This is a genomic window from Leucothrix arctica (assembly GCF_003172895.1).
GTDB lineage: Bacteria > Pseudomonadota > Gammaproteobacteria > Thiotrichales > Thiotrichaceae > Leucothrix > Leucothrix arctica.
The window spans coordinates 235,582-262,111 of sequence record NZ_QGKL01000029.1; the positions used below are offsets into that span (position 1 = coordinate 235,582).

At 42.7% G+C, this 26,530-nt stretch carries 19 protein-coding genes; 14 read left to right on the top strand and 5 right to left on the bottom strand.

Annotated features, from left to right (window positions below):
* Positions 1-212 precede the first annotated feature (212 nt).
* Positions 213-1,577 (top strand): glutathione-disulfide reductase, encoded by a 1,365-nt coding sequence (gene gorA, locus DKT75_RS10195; protein WP_109823317.1) that lies wholly within the window; start codon positions 213-215, stop codon positions 1,575-1,577.
* Here gorA and DKT75_RS10200 read toward each other — a convergent pair.
* Positions 1,574-2,287: a DUF3108 domain-containing protein gene (locus tag DKT75_RS10200; RefSeq protein WP_109823318.1), complete on the bottom strand. Its 714-nt coding sequence runs from the start codon at positions 2,285-2,287 to the stop codon at positions 1,574-1,576. The genes gorA and DKT75_RS10200 overlap by 4 nt on opposite strands.
* Before the next feature lie 202 nt (positions 2,288-2,489).
* Between DKT75_RS10200 and trxA the strand changes: the two genes are divergently transcribed.
* Positions 2,490-2,810 carry a thioredoxin TrxA gene (gene trxA / locus DKT75_RS10205; protein WP_109823319.1) on the top strand — a complete coding sequence of 107 codons (321 nt, stop codon included), beginning with the start codon at positions 2,490-2,492 and terminating at the stop codon, positions 2,808-2,810.
* Positions 2,811-3,046: 236 nt separating this feature from the next.
* The gene (gene rho / locus DKT75_RS10210; RefSeq protein WP_109823320.1) at positions 3,047-4,303 is read left to right on the top strand and encodes a transcription termination factor Rho; all 1,257 of its coding nucleotides are present in this window, start codon (positions 3,047-3,049) and stop codon (positions 4,301-4,303) included.
* A 36-nt stretch (positions 4,304-4,339) separates the two neighbouring features.
* On the opposite strand, the gene DKT75_RS10215 is transcribed toward rho, so the two are convergent.
* Positions 4,340-4,765, bottom strand: a complete 426-nt coding sequence (locus DKT75_RS10215) for a hypothetical protein (protein ID WP_109823321.1) — start codon at positions 4,763-4,765, stop codon at positions 4,340-4,342.
* Between the two features lie 76 nt (positions 4,766-4,841).
* Between DKT75_RS10215 and DKT75_RS10220 the strand changes: the two genes are divergently transcribed.
* Both DKT75_RS10220 and DKT75_RS10225 read left to right on the top strand, forming a co-directional pair.
* Positions 4,842-5,048, top strand: a complete 207-nt coding sequence (locus tag DKT75_RS10220) for a hypothetical protein (RefSeq protein WP_109823322.1) — start codon at positions 4,842-4,844, stop codon at positions 5,046-5,048.
* The gene (locus DKT75_RS10225; RefSeq protein ID WP_109823323.1) at positions 5,048-6,919 is read left to right on the top strand and encodes an ATP-binding protein; all 1,872 of its coding nucleotides are present in this window, start codon (positions 5,048-5,050) and stop codon (positions 6,917-6,919) included. Before DKT75_RS10220 ends, DKT75_RS10225 begins: the two co-directional genes overlap by 1 nt.
* Before the next feature lie 25 nt (positions 6,920-6,944).
* On the opposite strand, the gene DKT75_RS10230 is transcribed toward DKT75_RS10225, so the two are convergent.
* The gene (locus DKT75_RS10230; RefSeq protein WP_109823324.1) at positions 6,945-7,973 is read right to left on the bottom strand and encodes a CobW family GTP-binding protein; all 1,029 of its coding nucleotides are present in this window, start codon (positions 7,971-7,973) and stop codon (positions 6,945-6,947) included.
* Between the two features lie 199 nt (positions 7,974-8,172).
* Here DKT75_RS10230 and DKT75_RS10235 point away from each other — a divergent pair, with 199 nt between their 5' ends.
* The 8 genes from DKT75_RS10235 to DKT75_RS10270 all read left to right on the top strand — a co-directional run bounded on the left by DKT75_RS10235 (position 8,173) and on the right by DKT75_RS10270 (position 22,730).
* Entirely contained in the window at positions 8,173-8,523 is a 351-nt protein-coding gene (locus tag DKT75_RS10235) for a HopJ type III effector protein (protein ID WP_109823325.1), read from the top strand.
* A gap of 394 nt (positions 8,524-8,917) precedes the next feature.
* Positions 8,918-10,066 (top strand): endo alpha-1,4 polygalactosaminidase, encoded by a 1,149-nt coding sequence (locus DKT75_RS10240; RefSeq protein WP_158278836.1) that lies wholly within the window; start codon positions 8,918-8,920, stop codon positions 10,064-10,066.
* Positions 10,067-10,068: 2 nt separating this feature from the next.
* A complete protein-coding gene (locus tag DKT75_RS10245; protein ID WP_109823327.1) occupies positions 10,069-14,286 on the top strand; it encodes a tetratricopeptide repeat protein in 4,218 nt (1,405 codons plus the stop codon).
* 11 nt (positions 14,287-14,297) lie between these two features.
* Positions 14,298-15,695 carry a PelD GGDEF domain-containing protein gene (locus DKT75_RS10250; RefSeq protein WP_109823328.1) on the top strand — a complete coding sequence of 466 codons (1,398 nt, stop codon included), beginning with the start codon at positions 14,298-14,300 and terminating at the stop codon, positions 15,693-15,695.
* The gene (locus DKT75_RS10255; protein WP_109823329.1) at positions 15,673-16,551 is read left to right on the top strand and encodes a tetratricopeptide repeat protein; all 879 of its coding nucleotides are present in this window, start codon (positions 15,673-15,675) and stop codon (positions 16,549-16,551) included. Before DKT75_RS10250 ends, DKT75_RS10255 begins: the two co-directional genes overlap by 23 nt.
* An 82-nt stretch (positions 16,552-16,633) precedes the next feature.
* A complete protein-coding gene (pelF, locus tag DKT75_RS10260) occupies positions 16,634-18,181 on the top strand; it encodes a GT4 family glycosyltransferase PelF (protein WP_109823330.1) in 1,548 nt (515 codons plus the stop codon).
* The gene (gene pelG / locus DKT75_RS10265; RefSeq protein ID WP_109823331.1) at positions 18,162-19,538 is read left to right on the top strand and encodes an exopolysaccharide Pel transporter PelG; all 1,377 of its coding nucleotides are present in this window, start codon (positions 18,162-18,164) and stop codon (positions 19,536-19,538) included. Before pelF ends, pelG begins: the two co-directional genes overlap by 20 nt.
* A gap of 171 nt (positions 19,539-19,709) precedes the next feature.
* Positions 19,710-22,730, top strand: coding sequence for a polysaccharide deacetylase family protein (locus DKT75_RS10270; RefSeq protein WP_109823332.1), 3,021 nt, complete (start codon positions 19,710-19,712; stop codon positions 22,728-22,730).
* 166 nt (positions 22,731-22,896) lie between these two features.
* Here the strand turns inward: DKT75_RS10270 and DKT75_RS10275 are convergent, their stop codons facing one another.
* Entirely contained in the window at positions 22,897-23,667 is a 771-nt protein-coding gene (locus DKT75_RS10275) for a TatD family hydrolase (RefSeq protein ID WP_109823333.1), read from the bottom strand.
* Between the two features lie 71 nt (positions 23,668-23,738).
* On the opposite strand from DKT75_RS10275, the gene DKT75_RS10280 reads away from it, so the two are divergent.
* Positions 23,739-25,406, top strand: coding sequence for a mucoidy inhibitor MuiA family protein (locus DKT75_RS10280; RefSeq protein ID WP_109823334.1), 1,668 nt, complete (start codon positions 23,739-23,741; stop codon positions 25,404-25,406).
* A gap of 91 nt (positions 25,407-25,497) precedes the next feature.
* Here the strand turns inward: DKT75_RS10280 and DKT75_RS10285 are convergent, their stop codons facing one another.
* On the bottom strand, positions 25,498-26,487 hold the full coding sequence (locus tag DKT75_RS10285) for an SGNH/GDSL hydrolase family protein (RefSeq protein WP_109823335.1): 990 nt from the start codon (positions 26,485-26,487) through the stop codon (positions 25,498-25,500).
* Between the last annotated feature and the right edge of the window lie 43 nt (positions 26,488-26,530).

Consider the following 26,530-nt stretch of genomic DNA (forward strand, 5'->3'; position numbering starts at 1 on the left):
GATGGTGAGTTTATCTAGGTTAACTGTAAGGTTTGCCACACTTGTCCAGAACAAATTAATGACGAAACGTTACATCCCTAATGGAAAAGTTAACGTATAGTAACCATTAAGAAATAAAAGTGAACATTTTAATGTCTATTTAAATAGCACTCTTCTGTTCTCTTCAAGTTACCGATAAACTAAGCGACACAGAACATAACAGGTTAATCTTCATGACATCTCATTACGATCTAATTGCCATTGGCGCTGGTAGTGGCGGCCTTTCAGTCGTTGAACGCGCATCAGAATACGGCGCTAAAACTGCAGTTATTGAATCAGGTGAGCTAGGCGGCACCTGTGTAAACGTAGGTTGCGTACCAAAAAAGATCATGTGGTACGGCGCAGGCCTTGCACATTCCTTGCAAGATGCTGAAGACTACGGTTATGAAGTAACCCGTGGCAAATTAGATTGGAAGAAGCTCATTGAAAAGCGTAATAACTACATCGGTAACATAAACGATTGGTATAAAGACAGCTTTTTAAGCGAGCGTAACATTGACCTTATTCAGGGTTTTGCACGCTTTGTTGATGAAAAAACAATTTCGGTTGATGGCAAAACTTACACTGCAGATAAGATTGTTATCTCAACAGGTGGCTACCCATTCATACCATCTGACATTCCAGGTGCAGAATACGGCATTACCTCAGATGAGTTCTTCAATGACTTAGATGAGAAGCAACCACAAAAAGTTGTCGTCGTAGGTGGTGGTTATATTGCCTTAGAGCTTGCCATGTTGATGAGCGGACTTGAGTCAGAAGTTCACTTGCTGCACCAAGGTCGTCCAATGCTGCGTAAGTTTGACGGAACGCTGAGACGCGCTTTACGCCAACAACTTGAAGATGATGCGATCAACATCAATGACAATGCTATCGTCGCGTCAGTTGAAAGGCTCAATAACGGCAAACTAACTATTGCGTACACAGATGGCACTAGCCTAAGCAATGTAGACAGTCTAATTTGGGCGATAGGCCGCCGTCCTAACACAGCAAATCTAGACCTTGAAAACACTTCTATCGCTGTTAATGATAACGGTACAATTATTGTCAATGATGTTGAGCAGACTAACGTTGAGCACATTTATGCACTAGGCGATATCATCGGTAAAGCTGAGCTTACACCTGTCGCTATCGCCGCTGGACGTCGCCTAGGCGATCGTTTATACGGCAAAAAGCCAAATAGAAAAATGTCTTACGACGACATAGCAACAGTCATGTTCACTCACCCACCGATTGCTACAATGGGCCTCAGTGAAGAAGATGCCGTTAAACTTCATGGTGGTGACCACGTAAAGGTCTACAAAACTGATTTTGTACCGATGTATCACTCACTGACGCGTCATAAAGTGAAAACACATATGAAGCTAATAGTGCTAGGTGAAGAAGAAAAGATCGTCGGCTGCCACATGATTGGTACCGGCGTTGATGAAATGATGCAGGGCTTTGCAGTTGCGATTCGTATGGGAGCAACTAAACAGGACTTCGACGATACTATCGCTATCCATCCTGTTAGTGCTGAAGAACTTGTAACAATGCGTTAAGGCTTTTTCTCTAGCGACGTATATTCTCTAAGTACACTGCTAATTTCGTCCCCTTTCTCCTTGTGAAGCATTTTCACAGGGAGAAAGTCTAGCTGCTTTGCCATCCAATACGTGGTTTCACGTGAACCATCTCCACGCTTAACAGATATTTTAACTGTGTCGAAAGTACCTGCATTAGTTGTCAGCTTTTCACTCCCTTCACGAACGAAACTGTAGTCTTTTAGCTCACCTCGATCCAGCACGGTATAATTTAACGTCGGTAGCTTTCGGTTTAAATCATTCGCTACGACCATCTCTAAAATACCGCGATCCAATACATTAGCGGGCACCGCTAAATTATAAGATTTACCTTTGTAAGCACCCACTGCACGGCCTTTGGCAAAGCTTGCCTTATCAAGGCGTTGATCTTTTCTCACGACTTCATCATAAAGGTATGAAGTAGGGATAACCCGATCACCCGAAAACAACCCTTCTGACTTTTCTGTTATTTTAGCGCCTGTTAGTAACTTAGCGAAGCCTGTTGCCCGAGTCGACTTGTGGTATTGGTATTTATTGCCCTTAAAAGTCAGCGTACTTTTCAAATACCCCAGTGATAAGCCGTTTCGCGATACATCAAATACTGACGACATTGCATTAGGCAACGCCATTGCGGTGGAGCTAGCCACTAGCAATGATAAGCCCGCACCCATGGTTAACAATCTCGACAACATAACAAACCTCTTTCTTAATAATTAGTAATATGGACTAAAAGCAACCAATCAAAGTTCCTAACCGTATGTAATATAAATCAGGCACTAACACTTAGATATGAAACTTTATACTTGAAATATCGCCCACAAGCCTGATAATCACTTGTGACATAAAGAATCAGTTCCATTTCGCATCCCTAAAATTAACCATAGAGGCTTCCTAGTGAGCATAGTAAAACTGACCGACGACAACTTTGAAGAAGAAGTTCTAAAATGCGGCCAACCCGTTTTAGTGGACTACTGGGCTGAATGGTGTGGCCCTTGTAAAGCAATTGCACCGCTTTTAGAAGAGCTTGCTACTGAATACGGCGACCGCATTAAAGTTGCAAAGCTGAACATTGATGACAACCAAAGTACACCACCAAAATACGGTATCCGTGGCATCCCAACACTGATGTTATTCAAAGGCGGTGAAGTGGAATCAACTAAAGTTGGCGCACTGACTAAGTCACAACTCACTGCATTTTTAGACCAAAATATCTAAAAAGTTAGAATAAAGGCCTCTATTTGGTGAAATACCGAGTTGAGGTCTGAATTATCGTTGCACCAGTTTCAAATTTCATGCTAGGCTTCACCCATCGAGAGAATATTCATTATTCCTGTTACTCAGTTCGCCTCTCCCGCGACCTATTTTCTGAGTCGATTATCTAATATAAATCACCCTTGGCATGACGATTATTTCGTTTGTTCCCACACCACAATTAATAAAACTTATCATTCATGAATCTTACAGAACTAAAACATAAATCCCCTTCCGAAATCATAGCTATTGCAAAAGAACTAGGCGTTGACGGTATGTCACGTGCTAGAAAGCAGGACGTTGTATTTGCAATCCTTAAAGCACTAGCCGCGAAAGGCGAAGATATTCATGGTGACGGAGTTTTAGAAATTCTGCAGGATGGCTTCGGCTTCCTACGTTCTCCAGACAGTAACTATGTTGCTGGTTCGGATGACATCTACGTTTCACCAAGCCAAATCAGACGTTTTGGTCTTCGTACGGGTGACACGATAGCAGGTAAGATTCGTAATCCTCGTGATAATGAGCGTTACTTTGCACTGCTAAAAGTTGACACGATCAACTTCGAAGCGCCAGAAAACGCACGTAACAAAATATTATTTGAAAACCTTACGCCACTACACCCGAACGAGCGCATGCGCATCGAACGTGGTAACGGTAGTACGGAAGATATTACAGCACGCGTTATTGATATCGTTGCACCGATTGGTAAAGGTCAACGTGGCTTGATCATCGCTCCGCCGAAAGCGGGTAAAACGATGATGATGCAGAATATTGCTCAAAGTATCGCGACTAACTACCCTGATTCTCACCTAATCGTATTATTGATCGATGAGCGTCCTGAGGAAGTAACAGAGATGTCTCGCATGGTTAAAGGTGAAGTTATTTCTTCTACCTTTGATGAGCCAGCTAGCCGTCACGTACAGGTTGCTGAAATGGTTATCGAGAAAGCTAAGCGCATGGTTGAGCACAAACAGGATGTTATCATCTTGCTTGATTCGATCACTCGTCTAGCACGTGCTTACAACACGGTTATCCCATCGTCAGGTAAAGTACTGACCGGTGGTGTTGATGCTAACGCACTACAACGCCCTAAGCGTTTCTTTGGTGCTGCACGTAACATCGAAGAAGGTGGAAGTCTGACAATCTTGGCAACAGCATTGATCGATACTGGTTCTAAGATGGATGAAGTTATCTACGAAGAATTTAAAGGTACAGGTAACTCAGAAATTCACCTAGACCGTAAAGTTGCTGAGAAGCGTGTCTTCCCTGCAATCAATATTAATCGTTCTGGTACACGTCGTGAAGAGTTACTAGTTAGCGAAGAAGAGCTTCAAGCACTTTGGGTATTGCGTAAGTTCTTACACCCAATGGAAGAAGTTGAAGCGATGGAATTCCTATTCGATAAGCTGCAATCAACGCAGACTAACGAAGAATTCTTTGCATCAATGAAGCGCTAAGTAGACTTAGCACTCCATCGAATAAAGCGATAAAGCTTAATCTATTTTAAGCTTTATCGTTGTTTGACTCATCTCAGGCTTAGCTGCTCCAGCGGTCTTATTTGGTAAAAGCTCAATCAGCTTAATATCCTTACCAAACACTTTCTCAGTATTATTAAACGCTTCAAAGTTAACCGTACTCAGTTTTATCTTTTGACTCTTATCGCCTTGTTTAACGGTTGCATCAACCACTGCTACGCCAGACCATGTACAACGTGCGTTGATTGGGCAACGTGAATCCTGACCAATCTTATCGAATGTTACACTCAAACCAGAATTTTGCGCCTGTACTGTTTTACCTAATGGCACAGTGATCGTGTCTGAAATAGGTGTCTTGCGGTAATCATAAGCTGATGATCCACAGCCACTTAAAGTCGCCGCTACAGCACCAGTTGCTATAATTTTAGTAAGTAGTTTTATCATACCTATCTGCCTTTTATGTTATCGTTTATTTTAAGTTATTAATGGCAGTATAAGCCAAAAACACAGGAAGTGCGCAATGCCTGCGAATACAGATTTACGCTGGTTAAAACCAGCCGAACTTAAAGGAGCTGCTCGACGCTTCTCTGAGTTTTGCAAAACCGATATAAAACAACAAGCAAGTGCTGACGAACAGTTTGATGTTGAAACATACAATAAGTCGGTAAAACTTATTGTAGACAAGCTTAAAGCGTCTCGTGAGACGATCAAAAAGGTCTCTGAATAATGCTGATTCAATCATTAAGTGCAAAGAATTTTCGTAAGTATGAGCAGCTTAATATTAATGACTTACCTGAGAAAGGCGTCATTACTGTTAGTGGCTTAAATGAATCAGGTAAGTCGAGTATTGGTGAGGCAATTTGTTTTGCACTCTTCGGCCGGACATTTAACTTAACTGGCGAAAGCGCGACAAAATTGATTCGTTGGGATACAGAAGCGACATCAGTGTCATTGGCAATCAGTGACTCAGGGCAAGATTACATCATTGAACGTAGTATCGATAGAAATGGGATTAGTGACGCTAAGCTTATTAAAGCTGATACTAAAGTTGCCATTGCAGAAGGTACTGAAGCGACTGACACTGCAATTATTGAACTACTTGGTTTTGGATTTAATACGTTTGCAGATTCATTTTACCTAACTGCAAGAGATCTGAGTAACCCAGACCCTGATAGCAGTAGTATTAAGGAAATGGCAGGTATTGGTGATTACGCACGCATTAGTGACGAACTAACGACGGCGACTATCAAAAACCAACAAAAAATTGATGAGCTCTCCCCTCTTATTAAAGACAAAGAACAAGAGCTAGCAGCCATTGATCTTGATGAGACTTGGTTACCCGAGCTTGTCGATACACGCGAAATTGTTGATATTGAAAGTAAGTATAAACAGAACTTCAATGGCAACTTAGCTGAACTTCCTAGCCTTTATAATGAAAAGCAAAAGAAGCACAAAAGTACTCGCCGTCTATGGAGCTTCCTAAGCATCTGTACGTGGTTACTATTCCCACTGCTATTGATTGCGGCACTGGCATGGGTTGGTTTTCAGTTCTTCCCTGAATACGTCAGCATGTTATCTGAGCATCCTAAGGTTAGCCCTTACATGCCAGAAGTTCAAAGCTGGGTTTCTCAGTGGGGCTTTAAGAGCACCATGGGCTTAGTCATCATCACGAGCCTTGTACTATGCTTCAAATGGTTTACTGAGCATAAAAAAGAAGCGCAACTGACTGAGGCTAAAGTATTTTCTGACACTATTAGTAAGTCACACGCTCACTCACAGCGCTCTTTAGAAAGCCTGACAACATCGCGTCTACGACAGACACTACAAGGTAAGATCCAAGCGCAGTCTGCTTTATTAGCGCCACCACAAGACGATACGCCTCATATTTCGCAACTTGCTGAAAAGTGCCAGACATTTACTGCTGATACGGGTGACATCGAAAATACGGTTGTACGTCTACGCGACACGCTAGATAAGCAAATACAAGAGTTAAGCACTTTGTGTGAGCCGCTAGATGAGCAAATAGGCAGCGAGAAGGTTCGTTCTGACCAAGCCGGCGCTATTCGCTCTAGGCTTCAAATACTCCAAGCTGAAGCAACAGATAACCAGTCTCAAATCAAAACACAGAAAACAGGTGTGCAGTTATTACAACGTGCATCTGATGCTCTGATTAGCGACTTCAATGCGTCTATTACTAGCCGTACAGACGAAACAATGCCGCTGTTTACTGAGAATCGTTACAAGCAAATTAAGATTGATAAGCGCTTATCAGTTCAGGTTTATTCAGACGAAAAAATGGACTGGATTGACTTTGATGAGTTATCGTCAGGAACACAGCGTCAGATCTTATTGGCCGTGCGTATTGCGATGTCTGAGCAGCTAGCGAAGAACACTGACAATAATCATCAGTTTATATTCTTAGATGAGCCGTTTACTTACTTTGATCAAGATCGAACGAAGGCTGCGTTAGAAGCACTGCCTCACCTAAATGAAACGACCTGCCAAGTTTGGATTGTCGCACAAGAGTTCCCTGAGGAATCTTATACCGACAAATCCATTCCATGCCCTGAAACAGGTCAACGCGTTCTGGATGTATAACTAGAGCGTTGTAACGGCTGGGGTTTTAAGAAACCTCAGCCACTCTTAACGTCGCTTTCAATCGTTCTGCATCAAGATGCCTACCAATGATCTGTAAACGAGTGCTACGCACTTCACCTTCAGCCCAGCGGCGATCATAGCTACGGTCAATTCTTGACCCGACACCTTGCACCACTTGGCGCATCATCTTATTCGGCAATTCAGCAAAGCCTTTCGTTCTATATACATCCTGCTCGCGAATCAACATCTGTAAGCGACTCACTAACAAATCACTATCCACACATCCCATTTCTATCATCACAGAATCAAAGCCATTACTTACCTGGTCTTCATCAATCTGAATTTTATCGATACCTACTTTCTTGTTAGAACTGCAGTCCCGATTAAACAATAAGTCTGGGTTTACCAAGCCGTGCTGCATTGTAATGATTTCAGGATCATGACTTAGCAAGGCTCTTAGCTTCTCTGGCAGCTTCTTACGAATTACTGAAAATACTAAATCGGTTTTACTAATCAATACCACATCAGCAATGTCGAGCTGAGCTTGATATAAAAACTGTAAGTCTGGATCAATCACCTTGCCAATTCGACCAGAAGTACTACTGTAACGCCCTTCTGACAATGCTGGACCATCTGCAACGGTTATTACCGAATCAATCGTAAAGTGATCAACTAAGTCATCCGAGTTTAAGCGACGGATAAACGAGATCGGCAATACCGTGCCTGGCGTCTCAATCATCACGTGATCAATATCGTCACTGCGCTGTGCCAGCTCTTTCATCATATGGGTAAAGTCATGCTGTACAGCACAACATAAGTTGCCATTACTCAACTTATAAATACGATTACCTAGAGGGAGTCTTTGAACGTCCTCCACAGCGTCGAAGTCCGTACCACGAAGAATTTCAGAATCAATACTACTTTCAAGCGGAACACTAACGACCACTGCTACGCGTCGTCCTGTCGCTTGCTTTAGTACACTAGACAACAAAGTTGTCTTTCCACTACCCAAGAACCCTGTCACGAGGGTTGTGGGGATTTTTTGCTTATTCATTATATTTATTAGCCCCTTTTTTGGAATCTTTGCTACCTTATTGTCCCCATAAGCGCAAAGTATTCATGCATTTATCGTACCATAGCTCTATCACCCTGCACAGGTAAGACAACAACAAGTTACTGCCAGTTCAAAGCCTCTCAAAATATAAATGCGCCTATGCTAAGCTCGCTGTCTAACTTTCAAGATGAGACACACCATGAGCACAGAGCAGTTTTTAGACAAGCTTCGCAATGAACCTAACTCAATCGACTTTGAAGATACGATGGCCGCTATCGAAGCGGGCTATGAATTCTCACCAACCGCATTCAAAAATGGTGATGTTGAGAATGAAGCGAACCAAAATAATGGCTCATGCAAGATTTTTTCATACGCTCAATTACAGGCGCTGAACGCTGATGAGACTTTGGCATGTTTTGGTCGTTATTATCGCGATGATGTATTAAAGCACCCTGACGGTGCTGATCACGGCAACATTCGTAACTTCATGCAATATGGATGGATTGGCGTAGAGTTTAGTGACTCAGCACTAACGCCTAAGAAAGCTTAAAAACAAGTCCATGCGGGGGATCAAAAGCGGTCTCCCGCCGGACTTTTAGTGTAGCTACACAATGATGGATCTGCGGATACCCAAATCATAAGCTAACTAGTCGCACAAGCAATAACAGCTCGCTCAAATGCTTAACTAATACATACCAAAATTCTGTCAATAACTCAAATAAATCAGATGATTGGCAGTTTTTGAAGCTACTTTTCACCAATTAACTAATACCTCACGACGTCTACCAATTATCCGCTTCAAAACCGACCATCATTCACTTGGTCATCATTTTCATCTCGTTAAGCCAGCATTAAAGTGCAGTGCTAATTTAAAGGCGGATACTTAGCGCTGTACTCGTACATTCTAATTAAAATAATTTCACACAACTTTGGAGTCATCCCCCGTGACTATATCCCTGAACAAAGCCCTCTGGGCTGTCTTTTTATTGCTAACGTTTACTGCTGCAAATGCTGCACGTGTAGATTCGCGAAAAAGTACTGCCGTATTTTATGGCCCCAACTTGCCTACTGACGTTCTATCGCAGTTCAGCCGCATTATTGTGGAAGCTGACAACGTAAAAAGACATGAGCTTGATGAGTTACGCGCAAACGGTGGTGATGTCTTTGCTTATTTAAGTGTTGGTGAAGTGTCCCCTACTCGTAAATGGTTCGACAAGATTCAACCTTCATGGGTATTAGGTGATAACCGAGTGTGGGACAGCAAAGTCATGGACCTTCATTCTCCTGGCTGGCAGAAATTTATGATGGAAAGCATTGTTGACCCGCTTTGGGAAGCTGGTTACCGAGGTCTTTTTCTCGACACTATGGATAGCTTCAAGCTATTTGCAAAGAACGAGCGCCAAGAGCGCGAACAAGTTCAGGCACTTGTGTCATTGCTTCAGGCAATTCATAAGCGCTACCCAGAAATGCGCTTTATCGCTAACCGTGGTTTTGAAGTATTGCCTTCTATTGGCTACTTACTCGAAGCGGTTGCTGCAGAGTCTTTATTTGAAAGCTGGGATAACGGCCTAAAAGTGTACCGTGAAACCAAAAGTGAAGACCAAGATTGGCTATTAGATCAACTTCACCAAGTCAAAGCTAAGCTACCTGTCGATATCATCATCATTGACTATGTTGAACCGCAAAAGCGCGATAAAGCTGAGAAAGTTGCTAGCCGAATCACTAAGGAAGGTTTTATTCCTTGGATCTCAATCCCTGCCCTCGACATGGTCGGCGTTGGTGACTTTCAACCACAGCTCAAAACTTACCTACTACTGACTGATAGCAAAACAGAAAGCCATCACCCGCTTGAGCTAAATAAGTACAGCAGACTTCAGCGTGACTTAGCCGCTGATGGTTTGAAACTTGAAGTTCACGACATTCAGTCTGGCATGCCAACTGGCCACTTAATTGGTCGCTACCTTGGCATCATAACTGCTCAGCCTTTTAATGAGCAATTCAGTATTTATCAGAACTGGTTACGTCGCCAACAGCATGAAGGAATCAACATCCAAGTGCTTAACGCTGACGCAGCAATACCTTCAGGGTCTTAAACATGAAACAAGTCGACTCTCAAACTAAACTATTTAACCTGCCTATTCTGCTACTTATTACTGTAGTGCTTATTGGTTTTTTCGTTTTACTATTTCCTTGGAAAAGTGCCTCTTTTCTTGGGGATCAAGACTCGGCTGCGCTAAAAGAACAGTTTTCTAGCCGACTTCAAGCTGAGTACCATCAGCTACTACGTAACCCTGATGCCGACAATCAAGATGTGCTGACACTTGCACAATCTATGACGAAAAAAGGTTTATGGGAGAAGTCACGTAGCCTGATAAGTGAACGACTTAATGTTTCAATACTCTCAAGCAGCCAAAAGAAACAGCTGGCTACAATTGAACTACGTAACTATTTAGACGCCTACTATACTGCTTCAGCGTCAGGTGATAACCCAGACGAGCAGCGAATAGATGTACGTCAGCACCTACAGTTGCTTGAAGACTACCAAAACCTAAAACCTAAAGAGCTAAAAGCACTTGCTGAGGCAAGCACAAACTTTGGTCTCCTACCTCAAGCCGTTAAAATCTATCAGCGCTTAGCTGAAATCGATACAGAAAACCGTGCGGAATGGCTAGCAGAAGCGGGACGCTGGGCTGGACATGCAGGTGATCCTATTAGCTCTGCGGCAGCCTTTAAAGAGGCCAGTGAAATCAGTCAAGGTACAGGCCGTTTTAATGTTTATACCTATGCTTGGTTGAAAGCTGCAAGTAAAGCTGGGCAAAAGCAGGAAATTAAAGACTTTTTAACCGAGACTCGTTATCAGTTACCACAAGCACCAGAGGCATTGGAAGCACTTGCAACTGCAAGTCTAGAAGCTGGTATTCCTGAAAGCGCGAGTGATTTATTTGCTCACTTAGCAAAACGAGATACACCAGACAAAGCTCAGCGCTGGTTAGAAAAAGCGGCACATTGGGCAGCGGAAACTGAGTCATATGACAACGCTAGTCACTACTTGAAGCAAGCGGTAGCACTCGCGTCTACACCATCAAGTAAGTGGGCGATCAACCAGCGACTTATCGAAGTCTATATAAAGGACAAGCGACAAGATCTAGCACTAGACATCATCAAGCCATTAATTGAGTCAAACCCAAGCAATACTGGTCTTGTTAGAAAAGGTGTTGAGATTGCAGTACTAGAAAAAGAACTAGGACTTGCACGTGCCTGGAACAAAGTTCACTTAGAGCGCGAGCCAAACTCCACTAAGGCGCTATTGAGCCAGACAGACATTGAAACGCTTGATGAGAACTTTGTTGAAGCGAGTAGCTTTATCAAACGCGTCATTAAACTAAACCCAAAGAACTTAGAGTTCCGTGAGCGCTGGGCCTACCTTGAAGAAGTGCAAGGTAACGACGCACTGGCTTTACAGCTTTGGCAGTGGATGAATCAACAGAAAAGTAGTGACAAATATCAGAAGCAAGTCATTCGCTTGGCGCAAGCAAACATGGACGGCGAGGGTTTAAAGATATTGATGGACCTTGCTCGTCAGCAACCGCTACCGACTCAAACCGTGAATGATATTTTCTTTTACTTAACAAAGAATGGCCAAAAAACTCAAGGCGTTAATTTTATTAGCGACTACTCAGCTCAACACGGCCCTATACGTGAGCTATTAGAAACTCTTGCTAATTGGCTTGGCTCTGAAAAGAAGTACGCTCAAGCAATCACTATATGGAAGCAGTTAGAGCAGAGCTTTGGCAATAGCACGAAATATAGCCTACACAGATTTGAACTTCATTGGGCGCTAGGCCAAAAGGAACAAGCACTCACGCTTTGGAAAAACCACCAGACCGACTGGTTAGCAATTGCAAAACCTTCACAAGTTGCAATCATGGCTGACCTTGCTTGGAGCTATGAGCAAAATACTGCTGCGCTTTCATATTATCAGCGACTAATTAAAGCATCAGACAAGAGCAAGATTAAAGAACGTGTGCTTTATCACACACGTATTTCTTTGCTGTATGGCAAGCTAAACCAATCACAAGCAGCGATTAAAGCCGTACGACTTGGCTTTATGGAAACATCTGATGTTGACTTGATGCTTAGTGGCTTGCAGCTTACCTTTGATGCAAAAGACTTCCGAGGTTTCACTCAGCTATTAACGCTATCTAAAGAACAGTCTTCACGCTTTGCAAAGAAGCCTCGCTACTGGTTATTACAAGCGGCATTCGCGAATCAACAAAAGCGCTATGCGGATGCGGGTGCTTTATACCAAAAAGTCTTAGCACTTAATCCTAACTCTAAAGATGCGCTAGATGGTATTCGTGGCATCAATGTTGTTATGGCGGATGCGAAGAAACAAGCCGTGCTAAAGAAAGTATTGGCGATGCAGCAAGCTTTTGATAAGAAAGACTACTTATTATTAGGCAAGCTTCTTAACACTGCTGACAGTAATCCTGCTGAGTTTCACACGATCCCTCAATACTGGTCTATCAAGAGCCAATTTAGTTATCAGCAGAAGCAATACCAACAGGCGCTTAACCACTACAAACAGTTACTGTCGTTACAACCTGACTCTATCTCAGCGAAGCAAGGCATCATCTTGAGCCTGACTCAGATGAAAAACTTTACTGCGCTTAAGCAAGTGTTGGCTCATTGGCAATCGCTTGCCGAGAGTAACTATGACCTTTGGCCTAACTATGCCATTGCTTATCAAGCGATGGGCGATTACCAAGCGAGTCTTAAATGGTTTGAGATGGCTAGCATCAAGCACCCTGAAAACTACACCATGTTGCTTAGTTATGCAGAGTCTCTAGATAAGCTAGGCCAACCAGCTAAAGCTAACCAAGTGCGTACTGCTGGCGTTAAGCAGCTTCAATTGAAACTGACCTCAGGCACGTTTACTCAAGATGAGCGCAGAGAAGCTCTATTCCAATACTTAAGTGCATTACAAAAGGTAGGTACTCAAGCTCAGTTTGATAGCGTATATGCTCAGCTAGACCGTGCTACAAGAAGCCAAGCAGATAAAGACCGCATGAATGAAATTGCGATCTCTTGGGCCTTAGACAAAAACAACCTAACTCAACTTAAGCGACTACTCGCACGCGCTGATACACAGCAAATGAAAAAGCCATTATGGATGCAACTTGCTATCGCTCTTAAGTTGAAAGATAAAAAGTCACTAGCTGCGATTTTAAAGAGCCGTGCTAATGAGCTGTCGACGAGTGACCGCGTTAGCGCACTGATCGCACTGGAGAGACAGAACGAAGCATTTAATGTTGCTAAGCACGCAATGACAGCAGGAAAAACTCAAAAAGAGCGTGATATCGCTAGGAAAATAGCACTGTCACTGGCTAATGGCCGTGTCTCTGAGTTCGTTGCAGCTTACAACGCTAAGCGTATTGGTGAGCTATCAGTTAATGAGCAAAGCTTAGAATACAAACAAGGTATGGGTAAGAATGACCTACCCTTTGCTTGGGACATTAAACTTAAGAAAGCTCAGTTAAGCGATAACTCTATTGCAGGTAGTGACATCGATGAAAAAGATGTTTCTGTTGGTTTTGAGTGGAAGGATACCACCGATCAGGTGAATGCCAGACTTGGTATCTACGACAACGGTGATGACACTCAAGCTTATGGTAATTTAAGGTATCAGAAGCAGTTGAACGATACGTTTAGTGCTAGTGCTGAGTATGGTTACAAAGAGACACCCAGTGAAAACTCATACCTCAGACAGTACGGACGTAGAGACCGCTTTAAAGTAGATGTTAATGCAAAGATTGGAGATAACAAAACAGCCCAACTTTCAGTGTGGCAGCATGAGTTTAACCGAACTGACAACGGTAAATACTTAGCCAGTGGAAAGGGTGCAAGAGCAGCAGTTGTACACCGTCAAAATACCTTAAATGGTCAATGGTACGGTGGCGTGCAGGGTACATTGCAAAGCAATGATAATGCATCGGATGTTAGCTCAAGCAACGCCCTTTCAGAATCTACACAGAGTGTTGAATTAATTGCAGGCTTTAACCATGGTACCCCAGGTCAAGGCATAGCAGGAAAATCAGAACTTTCTTACAGTGGTTCTGTTGCTTTAGGTCATGAATGGCCTACAGGACAGATTAAGGCACATGCTGAAGCTGCAGTAAGTAAGGACTTATTTGATAATGATGAATTAAGTCTAGCGGTGTTTTATGACAAAGGCACTGAGAGCGATTCAGAAGATAAAGGTTTGTTATTGAAGTACAGGAAGTTCCTCGACTTCCCAGTAACCCAAAAATAAAGATAAACAAAATGAAAAGAAAATCCATGCAAGGGCATGTCGCGATTGATAACTTTTCGCTTCCGCGCTCACAATCAGAAACACTAGCACCGCTTAGGCCAAAACCTGAGAATGCGGTATTTGAAGTAATTTTATTACCTCTTTTAGTCCCTTTTCTCGCTTGGTTAATGGGTCGGGAAGATCTGTTTTTCTTAGAAACACCTTTCCCATGGATGCTACTGGTCCCGACACTGACAGCTTCACGCTATGGCACACGCTATGGTTTGTTGAGTCTATTAGTAATGTCGTCACTGAGTTTGCTTTATGCAATGGTTTTCCAACCTGCAATACTAATGCCGCTTAGCCAAATATTAGTTGGTAGTCTGTTAGTTGTACTAGTCATTGGTGAGATGATTCAGTACTGGGGTAATCGTACCCACCTACAAGCTAAAGAGCTTGAGTCTTACCGCCAAAATGCTAACCAATCAGAGCAGGCTCTGCAGCTGCTACATATTTCTTACAGCCAGCTGGAAGAAGATTTGGTTGCAGTTAACCAGTCATTGGCAGGATCACTTCGCCTACTTGATACGTCTATCAGACAAGATGGTAGCACTGACAAGTCCCAAGTGTTGAAGCATGCAATTGGTAAAATGCAGGATATTCTTAAGCAATATTCTTGGTTAGAAGCCGCTGCGTTTTACCGGATCAGCGATGGTAAGATCCACCCAAACAGACTGGGTAGCATTGGTAATGTTCCAGCCAATACACATTTAGATCCTCTTCTATTAGAAGCGGTTCGATGCAAGCAAGCCGTTAGCATTAAGCACGACCAATTAATTCAAAAACGACGTGTAAATACAGACTTGCATGCTGCAATTCCACTATTAGATTCTAGCGGAAAGTTATGGGGTGTTATGGCAGTGTCACGTATGTCTAATGCATCGATGACACAGCAAAATCTCAATTTATTAGCATTGCTTTGTAACTATGTTTCAAACCTTCTTGATAACAGTAAGCGTCCAGTTACTAGTGCTAAGCAGTTATTCCAAGAAATGTTCACTGCACTTAACGTGGTATTGAACACAGTAAAGACGGCTACATTAATCACACTCAACGTCCCAAACACGGATGATAGCAGTGAATACAATGATTACTTTGTCGCAAAAGTACGTAGTGCAAATCGTATCTGGCGACTAGAGCGTCAAAGCACGACAACCTTCGTTATTCTATTGCCGCTTTTTAATACTGAAAGCTTCAAGGAATTCCAGGCAGGTTTATCGGCAAACTTTAAAAAGCGTTTCGGCAAGGATTTATCACAAGTTGGTATTACGCTGAAATATAACAATGTTCGTAAACCAGTAAAGCCTCAAGAATTGCAGCGCTACCTGGTCAACTTAGGTAAGTTCGATGATGCGCGCCTTATCCGTTAGTGCCCTATTATTTTTATTGGTTGAGTTAGTCGCATTTGCCTTATTGTGGCCTCAAGCTAACTCTCTGAGCATAGTCGCTTTGATCGTGCATCTAACTGTTTCGATGCTCTCGGCGATGTGGTTTGCTGAAAAGTGGCATTCTGGTGACGATAAATTGACACTGGTTGGCTTCATGGCCATTTCAATATTCTTGTTACCAATTATTGGCAGCATGATTCTACTGATTATTGACAGTAGACATGCACTACGCGAGTACGGTATTCAAGCAGGCGTTGGTACAGACAACATTAAGACTGATAGTCCAAAAGACTTATTAAACTATTTTTCTGCACCTGACCAATTTGACAAAGTAAGCCGCCGTAAGACACGCGACCTACTATCGTCATTGGATGACGAAGCTTATCTTGGGTTGCTAATTGCATCACGTCACTTACCTGACAAAGAAGCTTATGCACTATTAAGTGAAGCATTATTGAGCCCTTTTGAAAGCGCCCGATTAATGTCTTACTCGTTAAAAGGAAAGCTAGAAGAGAAGATGCAAGAGAATTTGCAGGACAAATTGAATGCTATTCCTACGGCATCAAACAGTCAGCAATCTGAATTGAATCTTGCGGTTACACACGACTATCTGCACTTACTTGAAGTGGGCGTTGAATCTAGCTCAAAAGAAGTACTGCTTAAAAAAGCGAGTGAGCACTGCATAAAGGCCATCAAATTGAATAAAACTAATGCCTCTGCTTACAAGGTATTAAGTGATATTTTGCTACTGCAAGGGCGCTCTCAGCAAGCCAAGGCTGCTCTACAGCGTGCTTTGAAACTGAGCGAGCCTTCAATTAATAATTTGGCGGCGATGTAGGAAATTCAGCTAACAGTTAATTTACTAGACTATACTGAGCGACACATTGTCCTAATAAAATAAAAATAACGACATAAATATAGTGACTGAATCAGAATTCCCACGCCTTAAAGCTTCTGAAAAAGCTGATATTTGCCTGCTACTTGAGGGAACATATCCTTATGTGCGCGGCGGCGTATCTAGTTGGGTGCATCAGCTCATTATTGGTCACCCTCACTACACCTTTGCATTGGTGTTTGTCGGTGCAAGTAGTGAGCATTACTCGAAGATGCACTTTACCTTTCCTGATAATGTTTGCCACTTCGAACGTCACTTTTTAAATGACTCTTTAGATTTAGGCTCACCCAAAGAACAAAGTTTAGACCCTGAAGCAGTCACCGTATTACGTGATTTATATTCCATGCTTTCGAAAGGCGGCCAAGCACCAGAACTTAGCCAACTGGCGGGACTGCATAAGCTGCTCTCAAAGGCTTCACAGTACAAAGCTGATGACTTTTTTTATAGCCCTGAAATTTGGGAGATGATTACAGAAGCTTATCGACGCCACTGCCCTGACTTGCCATTCAATGAGTTCTTTTGGAATATTCGTGCCATGCACGCACCCATACTCGCGCTATTGAATATTGCACAAACCGCCCCGCTCGCTGATTGTTATCACACCATATCAACGGGCTATGCTGGACTGCTTGGAACATTTTTACGCTTAATGAAAGATAAGCCGCTCTTGGTCACAGAACATGGAATCTATACTAAAGAGCGACAGATCGACCTCTACCAAGTTGACTGGATTAAAGAAAATAATCCTGACTTGGCTGCAGGTCTAGATGACAGAATCAGCTACATCCGACAACTCTGGATGCAATTCTTTGAAGGCCTTGGACGCTTAACCTATAGCGGGTGCATCGTCATCGTAACGCTATATGGTCAAAACCGCCAAAAACAAATCGACCTTGGCGCGGCACCTGAACGCTCCATCGTTATTCCAAATGGTGTGAAGATTGATAACTTCATCCCTTTGCGAGATGAGCGTAGCAAAGATATTCCGCCCATTTTATGTTTGCTTGGCCGCGTTGTTCCAATTAAAGATATCAAAACTTATATTCGCTCCATTGGTATATTAAAAGACAGCATACCGAATGTGGAAGGCTGGATCGTTGGACCAGAAGAAGAAGAACCTGAATACGCACAAGAGTGCCATGACCTTGTTGACCAATTAGGCTTACAAGAACATGTGAAGTTTTTAGGCTTCCAAAATATTCATAACATCTTACCTAAGATGAGCCTTATGACACTAAGCTCGATCAGTGAAGGTCAACCTTTAGTGATACTTGAAGGTTATGCCGCAGGTGTACCCGTACTTTCTACTGACGTAGGCTCTTGCCGAGAATTAGTCGAAGGCCGCACTGAAGAAGATAGGGCATTAGGCTCCGCTGGCTCGATCGTTCCTATAGCAAATCCGCGCGCTTTAGCAGAAGCCGCTATTGAACTACTTACAAACGAAGAGCGTTGGTACTCAGCACAAAAAGCCTCAATGGCTCGTGTTGAGCTTCTTTACAGCGAACAGACGTTCTTAGATAACTATAAACAACTCTATCATAAGGTATTAAACCATGGCCGGAATCGGATTTGAGCTAAAGAAAATGCTCAAGGATGACAGCTGGTTCGGCCTGCTGAAAACCTACGCATACGCTGGAGCCATTAGCTCTGGCCCTTGGGTGTTGTCTATTTTAGGCATCATGCTTGTTGGCATGGTTAGCCTCTCTAACAAAGGTGAGTCTGGCCTTTGGCTAAGTGAATTTTTAGTATCAGTCACATGGCTCATGTCATTTTCATTGGTACTGAGTAGCCTGCTGCAGTTAGTGTTTACACGCTTCATGGCTGACCAACTCTACTTAAAGAATGATCATCTGATTTTACCTAATTTCATTGGAGCATTGGGTTTATCCACCCTTGTCAGCGGGGTTATCGGCATTATTTGTTGGCTGCTATTCTTTAGAAGCCTGAGTATTCTTTACTGCATACTGATGCTGATGAATTTTGTGCTGCTATGTAACGTCTGGTTGGCCGTCATTTTTGTTGCAGGGATGCGTCGCTATAAAACGATATTGATGGTGTTTTTAATCAGCTACGTCAGTATCGTGATTCTATCGATGGTCCTTAAATCAGCAGGCACAGCCGGGTTACTCAGCGCTCTACTGATAGGCCATGGCATCTTGTTATTGTCCATGCTGTTAATGATTTTTCAAGAGTATACAGCCGATCAGATACTGTCCTTTGACTTTCTTAAACGCAAAAACATCTTCCCTGTTTTAATATTCATCGGCTTATTTTTTAATATGGGCGTATGGGTTGATAAGTGGATGTTTTGGTTTACGCCTTCAACATCAGATGACATTAATGGCGTTCTTCGAGCGTCGGTCATTTATGACCTACCTATCTTCCTAGCCTATTTATCGATCATTCCTGGGATGGCGAGTTTTCTGTTACGTGTCGAGACGGACTTTGTTTCCACCTACCAAGACTACTACTCGGCTGTAAATGATGGTGCAACACTGGGGCAAATCGAACAGAAACGCGTATCGATGACAGAGAGTATTCGCAAAGCATATCTTGAGATAATTAAAGTCCAAGGCGTCACAGTATTGCTGTTTTTTATAATGGCTGAAGACATTATTAGGTGGCTAGACCTGTCACCTTTATATGTGCACCTCTACTATATCGACCTTTTGGCGACGGCTATTCAAGTGTTGTTTCTGGCTACACTGAATATCTTTTTCTACTTCAATTTTCTGAAAGAAGCTTTTTGGTTAACGCTTGGATTATTCTCTCTAAATACAATTTTAACGGCCGCTAGCTTAATCTTAGGGCCTGCCTTTTATGGCTATGGTTTTGCACTCGCTATTTTCATTACAACCATGATTGGCATGTACGTACTGTCCAATAAAATTAACAAGCTTGAATACATTACGTTCATGCTACAACGCTAGTAAATAGCTGAGATCGATACTACGATTTCAGCTAATGCCTTCCCCTATCAGCCCATCGTAACCGTTCACCCCCACACGGATTCAACTTCATTGCCTCAGAGCATTTAATTGACCTTATTAAAATAAGGCATGTTTGCCGTAGATAGTTATCTATTCTTTAAAGGTATTAAAATGAAGCGTCATAACTTAACTAAGTGGCTTTGCACATCAGGCTTATTACTTGCCAGCGCACTAAGCTACACCAGCGCTAACGCAGATATTACGATTGATGGCAACATCACAGACTGGAGTTCAACAGACCGCCTTGAGCTATCTCCGAGAACACCTGTTGATGGTTATGAACTTTCTGGTCGTTATGAAAACAATTCATACAAAATCTTATTAAGAAATTTAAACGGCTCCATTTCAACCAGTACAACATTTTGGCTTAACACTGATCAAAATACAGATACTGGCTATAAGATCTGGGGCTATGCAGGTGGCGCAGAATATAACGTCAATATTGCAGCTGATGGCCTTCCTTATCTTTATACCGATGCAGACGGACAAACATTAGTATCTGGCCCACTTTCTCACAATATTTCCGTTGATGGCAACGGTACTAATATGGAGCTTGAGATACCTGAAGCACTGATTGGTACGCCAACAGGTAGCGGTATCAATATGCTTATTGATATTAATAACACAACGTTTTTGCCTGTGAGCTATTGGCCTCATGAAAATAATTACATTCTAGAGAAAGAGACCGTCTTTGCGAGCACCGGAATAACTATTGATGCTTATAAAACAGACTGGAACGCATCCGATCGTATTGACCTTGATGACAGCGTTGCTACAACAGCAGCAGAAGTCTATGGTCGATATGAAGGTGGCACATATAAGTTTTTGATTCATGATTTTTATACGCCGTCTGTTACTGCTGGCACCACACTGTGGTTCAACACTGACGATAACCTCGCGACTGGTAACCAAATCTTTGGTTATGCAGGAGGCGCAGAATACAACTTAAATTTCTACACAGATAATCAACCTTATCTATACACAGGCGCTGCGGGTCAGACTTTTGTAAACGGACCTATCAATTTCGCTACTAGAGCTGATGGTAACGGTGGCTCAATTTTAGAGATTGAAGTCCCTGAGGAAATGCTTGGCTCTCCATCAGCTGATGGTATTGATTTGTTAGTTGATATTAATAACTCAAGCTACCTACCTCGCTCTTACTACCCTACCACTAATAAATACACCGTAAAGCGTCAAACAAGCAACGCGCCTATTGCAATCGTGTACTCAGAAACATCTGAAGCACAGTTCTTTGACAGTAAAGCTTACGCGCAGTTATTTATGAGCGTACAAGCTCAAGCAATGATGGCAGGCCTACCGTTTGATCTTCTAACAGAAGATGACTTGTTAGATATTGATAAGATAACTAAGTATAAAACATTAGTATTCCCGTACGCAGCTAACGTTCCAGCCGCTAAACTACCGGGTATCGAGCTTAATCTGACGACGGCAGTGAATGATTTTAATGTCGGTATTATTACTGCGGGTAACTTCCTAACTAGCAATGAGTTGGGCACCAATTTGTCTGATGATGCTTACCTTCGAATGAAGTCATTAATGGGGATCACTCGAAGCGATGGCGGTGGACCATTTAATATTAGCTATAAAATATCAAATACCTCACACCCAATAACAAGTAATGAGTATTCGAGCAATGAAGTACTTATGGAGTATGCAGGTTCTTTTACTGACTACTTTATTTCTACCGATGCTTATCCAACAACAGTATTAGCACAACAAATTATTGATGGTACAACCACTAAAAATGCACTGATCGTCAGTGAAAACGGTGGTCGTCACGCTCACTTCGGTACTGTTGCACAAATGACTGACACCAACCTTTTATGGTCCGTGCTTCAGTGGAGTGTTTATGGTGAAAAAGCACCTGCAGCACTACAAATGAGTCGTGAAAACTCTGTCTTTGTCGCTCGTAATGACATGGATCAAAGTATGTTTAGTGACGAAGTTGCGGAGGTTGATGGACAGCTACTGACTTTCTTGCAGCTTTGGAAAGATAATTATGACTTTGTAGGCTCTTACTACATCAATGTAGGTGCTAACCCTAGCAACCAGGAAGAGACTAACTGGAGCTATTCTGGGCCGCTTTACCAGCAGTATATGGCAATGGGTAACGAAATCGGAACTCACTCATACACTCACCCACATGACACGAACATCTTAACGGATGAGCAGTTACGCTGGGAGTTTGCTGAGTCACGTACAATTATCGAAGACAACTTAGCCATTTCAAACTTAAGTGCTGCTGTTCCGGGTGCTCCAGAGGACTTACGCACGTCACTAGAGATTATCCAGCACGTTAATTACTTGTCTGGCGGTTACTCAGGGACTGGTGCGGGTTACCCAAATGCATTTGGCTTCCTAAATCCTGGTCAAACTAAGGTATACCTAAGTCCAAATATGTCTTTTGACTTTACGCTAGTTGAGTTCCAAAACAGAACAGCTGCAGAAGCTCAAGCTGTTTGGTATAGCGAATTTGATAATATTGTAAAACATACAAACCTTGGTTTAGTTCACTGGCCTTGGCATGACTACGGCCCAGTAAATTCAGATAACGCGGGCTACACTTTTGCAATGTTCAATAACCTAATCGCCAGAGCAGCTAACTACGGTAGTGAGTTCATTACAGGCTTAGACTTCACGCAGCGTATAAAGGCATTTAAGTCTGCTGGTCTAACCGTTGTTAAATCAGGCAGTAAAGTGACAGCTCAGGTTGATAGCATTGAGACAGGTAAATTTGCGCTGGAAGTTGCCGACGGAACAACCATTGCTTCTGTAGATAACTGGTACGCTTACGATGATAACCAAGTACTACTAGCAAATAGTGGTCGTGAGTACACTATCAACCTAGGGACACCTAACACGAATGTGACACGTATCACTGATCTACCTAAGCGTGGAGAACTTGTCTCGCTGGATGGGGATGGTACAGACCTTAGTTTTGAGTTCAAAGGCAAGGGAACAGTCAATATTCAGCTAAAGTGCTCACCGTCTGCATTTACTGTTACTGGTGGTACTAATCAGTTTACCTTCACTTCACCAAGTGTTGTCGGACTACACTTTTTAACAGATCAGCAATATGCGACAACAACAGTGAATGCTACCTGCCCTTAATTTTATAAGGTAGCCGTTCATCACTAAAAATGCCCTGCTTTTGCAGGGCATTTTTTATGCCATATAAAGTTCCGACTCACAAAAGCTATATCTCAGAACGCCCTTTCAACTTTAACGCTAGTGAAGCAACATCAGCTTTTCTAATTATCACTAATAAGATTTAGGGTCAGACAAGGTCAAACACCTTAATTGCATTACTTGTCGTAACCTCTGCAATATATTCAACCGGCTCCTTACGAAGCTCTGCAAAGCACTCCGCTATATCCACTATCCATGCGGATTCATTCCTTAGACCATAGTGTGTTGCATCCGGTTGATCAGGCGCATCAGTTTCCAATAGCAACCCGTCCAATGGCAGTGTTTGAACCAACGCGCGTAACTTAGTCGCTCGGGCATATGTCACAGGCCCACCAAAACCAAGATAAAAGCCAAGATCCAGTAACTGTTTAGCTTGTTGTAAACTTCCAGAAAAGCTATGCACCACACCTGATAAAGATGGTCGTATACGCAACTCTTTCAGTACGTAATCTAATGATTTTCTAGAGTGAATAATGACTGGTAATTGAAACTGTACCGCTAGGTCTAGTTGAGCAGTAAAAAAGTCCAGCTGTCTCGATTTATCATGTTCCTGAATAAAAAAATCCAATCCACATTCACCAACCGCGATTGATTGAACCGAAGACAGCTGCTGTTCTAAATCAAGCAAATGCTGTTTCGTATGCTGATCCATAAACATCGGGTGAAGGCCATAAGCGGCATACAAATTAACCGACTGTTCCCGCTGACACAGTCGTGCCAATGCAGTCCAAGATGCTGCCTCAACGGCAGGAATTATAATATCACTCACGCCTACGGTCGCGGCTGACTGTGTAACGACTTCTCGATCACTGTCGAAAGCAACGAGGTCTAGGTGGCAATGGCTATCAATTAATCTCATGGTATGGTGAACTACTTAATTAGATTACAGCCTAACTTATAATACAAAATAATGAAATTAGAGGTATCTTCATGCAAGCACCCTTCTCTCTCAATAAAATTACGCTTGGCATGCTTTTAGCCAGCGCAATACTTTCACCCTTATCCGCTGCCGAGTTGACAGCATCATCAAAAATTGATGCTGTTACTGTCTTTCCTGGTAGCGCTAAAGTTAGTCGAGTCGCCACTATTCAAGTACCTGCAGGTGAAAGCACACTTGAAATTAAAGATCTTCCGATCAATTTAGTGAATACATCATTACGCGTAAATGGCGAATCAGATACCAACATTAGCTTAGGTAGTGTCTCGCTAAAGCGTGAAGTAAATAAAGACGTCGTTCTTAAGAACGAGCTAGATATCAGAAATAAAATCGAGGTCTTATCGGAACAGCGTAAAGGCCTTGAAGACACAATTAACCGCGCTAAAGCACAACTGCAATATATCAATGCCATGGGATCTGGTAACGCTAGCAAAAACGGCAGCAGTTACCTCCAGCTGCCTATGGAAAAATGGCAAGAAGCTTGGCAGACACTAGGTGCTGCTACAGAAAAAGCTCAGTCAGACATAAGACAGACTGAACTCCAACTCAAGCAGCTTGATGTTGAAATAACAAAGCTTCAAACCGAGCTTCGTGGCGTTGCCAGTAACCAGAAAAGCACTCGCGTTGCCACTTTAACTATTAACGCAGAGCAAGCGGGCGAGCTATCTGTACAAGTGAGTTACATCATTAATGGCGCTGGTTGGTCTCCTGTTTACGATGCTGACTTAAATACTGAGACAGGGAATTTATCTATAAAGACTCAAGCTGAGATATTTCAGCGAACGGGTGAAGACTGGATAAATACCAACGTCACACTATCGACCTTGCGCCCTTCTCAATCCTCACAACTCATTGAGCTACAATCTTGGAGCATCGACTTCATGGATGACCGCCTCATGAAGTCCAGAGGTATGGCCATGAACTCCATGGCAATGTCAGCCGATGTAATGGAGGAATCTGCACCCATCGCTATGATGAAACCAGCGCCAAGAGTTGCTAGAAAGCGTGTCCAAACAGAACAAAGCACACTAGTTTTCGCAGACTTTTCTGCTGACTATAAAGTACCTAGTTTAGTCTCACTCGATTCTGGTAACCAAAAGCGTCGATTTTTACTGAGTACCAGCGATTTTGACAGCAGTATTGTACTTGCTAGTACACCACGCCTTGACCCAAGAGTATTACTAACAACAAGTTTTACCTATAACTCACCTACCCCCCTACTGGCAGGAACCGCATCACTTTACAGAGATGGTAATTTTGTTGGTAGCAGTCGCCTGTCTCAGAAACAAGCAGGAGAGAAAGTACAACTATCATTCGGCGAAGATGACAAAGTGAAGCTTACTTTCCAGCCGAACCCTGACTCTAAAAGTAATGATGGTGTTTTCTTTGGAAAACGAAAAGTGGTGGATCGTGGCTATCAAATCACTCTAAATAACCAACACGATAAAGCTTACCCATTACATATCTTCGATAATGTGCCAGTTGCCTCACACGATGACATTAAAGTTACGCTAACAGGTGATGCCCCTACCGATAAAGACATTGACGATAAGAAGGGAGTGCTTCGCTGGGAAAGGAGTTTGAAGGGAAATTCTGAAACGCGTATTAAGTATGGTTATACCGTTACTTACCCTGAAGATAAGTCAGTGCTTGGACTTTAACTTAGAGCAAAACTGTTAACAGAAAAAGCCAGTGCGATTGAATCAACACTGGCTTTTTTAGACACTGAGCACTTAGACTTCAAACCACTACCTAAAAGCTACCCTTACTCAAGAAGTCAGATAATTTCTGATTGCCACTCTCTGTAAAGTGACCATCGGATGGGAAGTAATACCCATTCAAATCATCAGCAAACAAATCACCCAAAGATACAATCTTATTTGGGGCAATCTTCTGTAAGTCATCTCTTAGTTGTAAATGACGCTGTTGCTTAATTTCGGGCGCAGAATACAGAACAAAAATTTTGTAGTTGAAAGCATAACTCTGACTAAGCGCTTCTAAACGCTGAAACTCACCTTCAGTAATCGCTAAGGATTTTGCCATCTGATTACCCGATGCATCAGGGTCACCTTGTTCTCTAAACGCAGGTAAGGCTTTGTAATACAAAACACGCATGAGGTTTGAGTGCTTCAGGCTCGCATCAACGATTTTTTTATGTATTGGCAAGGACTGTTTTTTTGCGTGCTCAATTTCAGGCGATAACTCAAGAGGCTGGTAATCTTTACCCTGATCACGCTGCTCTGCTGCCCAAATATTGTCAGTAAAATCATTACCTGTAAAAAAGAAAAAGTACACATTATTTGGCGCCCACCCTTTCTGCTTCAAGAACGACTCGAGACGATCCAATGTGTACAAAGTGCTAGCACCGGGGACCGCCAGGTTGGCACAGTCTAAGCCCTTCTCTTCACAATACAGATTAGGAAAAGTCTTATCATCAGTAACACCTTGGGCAAAGGTAAACGAGTCACCAATAAACAAGGTGTCTGGATTGCCTTTCGACGCTGGTGCGCGGTAACCATCAGATGTGATATCCGTTTTCGCGTCAAAATCTGGCGTGATTATTCGATAACTAGTGTCAGGCTTCATGTAGCTTTGCACTAGAGACTGCCCATCAAGCGTTAGCAAATGAGGCCCAGGTGAGATAGGCACAACATATCGACTAACTACCTCTGCACCAATAACGACAATTGACATACTAACTGCCATTAATGCCAGATTAGCTACTACTGCTTTGAGTTTCATTTCACCCATCCTTGTTCGATTCAGTATAGACAACCATCCTGAC

Coding starts and splice junctions, on each gene's coding strand:
- DKT75_RS10275 (WP_109823333.1), bottom strand. CDS start 23,667: ATGAGATTAATTGATAGCCATTGCCACCTAGACCTCGTTGCTTTCGAC.
- DKT75_RS10225 (WP_109823323.1), top strand. CDS start 5,048: ATGCTGATTCAATCATTAAGTGCAAAGAATTTTCGTAAGTATGAGCAG.
- DKT75_RS10280 (WP_109823334.1), top strand. CDS start 23,739: ATGCAAGCACCCTTCTCTCTCAATAAAATTACGCTTGGCATGCTTTTA.
- DKT75_RS10230 (WP_109823324.1), bottom strand. CDS start 7,973: ATGAATAAGCAAAAAATCCCCACAACCCTCGTGACAGGGTTCTTGGGT.
- DKT75_RS10215 (WP_109823321.1), bottom strand. CDS start 4,765: ATGATAAAACTACTTACTAAAATTATAGCAACTGGTGCTGTAGCGGCG.
- DKT75_RS10220 (WP_109823322.1), top strand. CDS start 4,842: ATGCCTGCGAATACAGATTTACGCTGGTTAAAACCAGCCGAACTTAAA.
- DKT75_RS10200 (WP_109823318.1), bottom strand. CDS start 2,287: ATGTTGTCGAGATTGTTAACCATGGGTGCGGGCTTATCATTGCTAGTG.
- DKT75_RS10250 (WP_109823328.1), top strand. CDS start 14,298: ATGAAAAGAAAATCCATGCAAGGGCATGTCGCGATTGATAACTTTTCG.
- DKT75_RS10285 (WP_109823335.1), bottom strand. CDS start 26,487: ATGAAACTCAAAGCAGTAGTAGCTAATCTGGCATTAATGGCAGTTAGT.
- gorA (WP_109823317.1), top strand. CDS start 213: ATGACATCTCATTACGATCTAATTGCCATTGGCGCTGGTAGTGGCGGC.
- DKT75_RS10270 (WP_109823332.1), top strand. CDS start 19,710: ATGAAGCGTCATAACTTAACTAAGTGGCTTTGCACATCAGGCTTATTA.
- DKT75_RS10245 (WP_109823327.1), top strand. CDS start 10,069: ATGAAACAAGTCGACTCTCAAACTAAACTATTTAACCTGCCTATTCTG.
- DKT75_RS10235 (WP_109823325.1), top strand. CDS start 8,173: ATGAGCACAGAGCAGTTTTTAGACAAGCTTCGCAATGAACCTAACTCA.
- DKT75_RS10255 (WP_109823329.1), top strand. CDS start 15,673: ATGATGCGCGCCTTATCCGTTAGTGCCCTATTATTTTTATTGGTTGAG.
- pelG (WP_109823331.1), top strand. CDS start 18,162: ATGGCCGGAATCGGATTTGAGCTAAAGAAAATGCTCAAGGATGACAGC.
- rho (WP_109823320.1), top strand. CDS start 3,047: ATGAATCTTACAGAACTAAAACATAAATCCCCTTCCGAAATCATAGCT.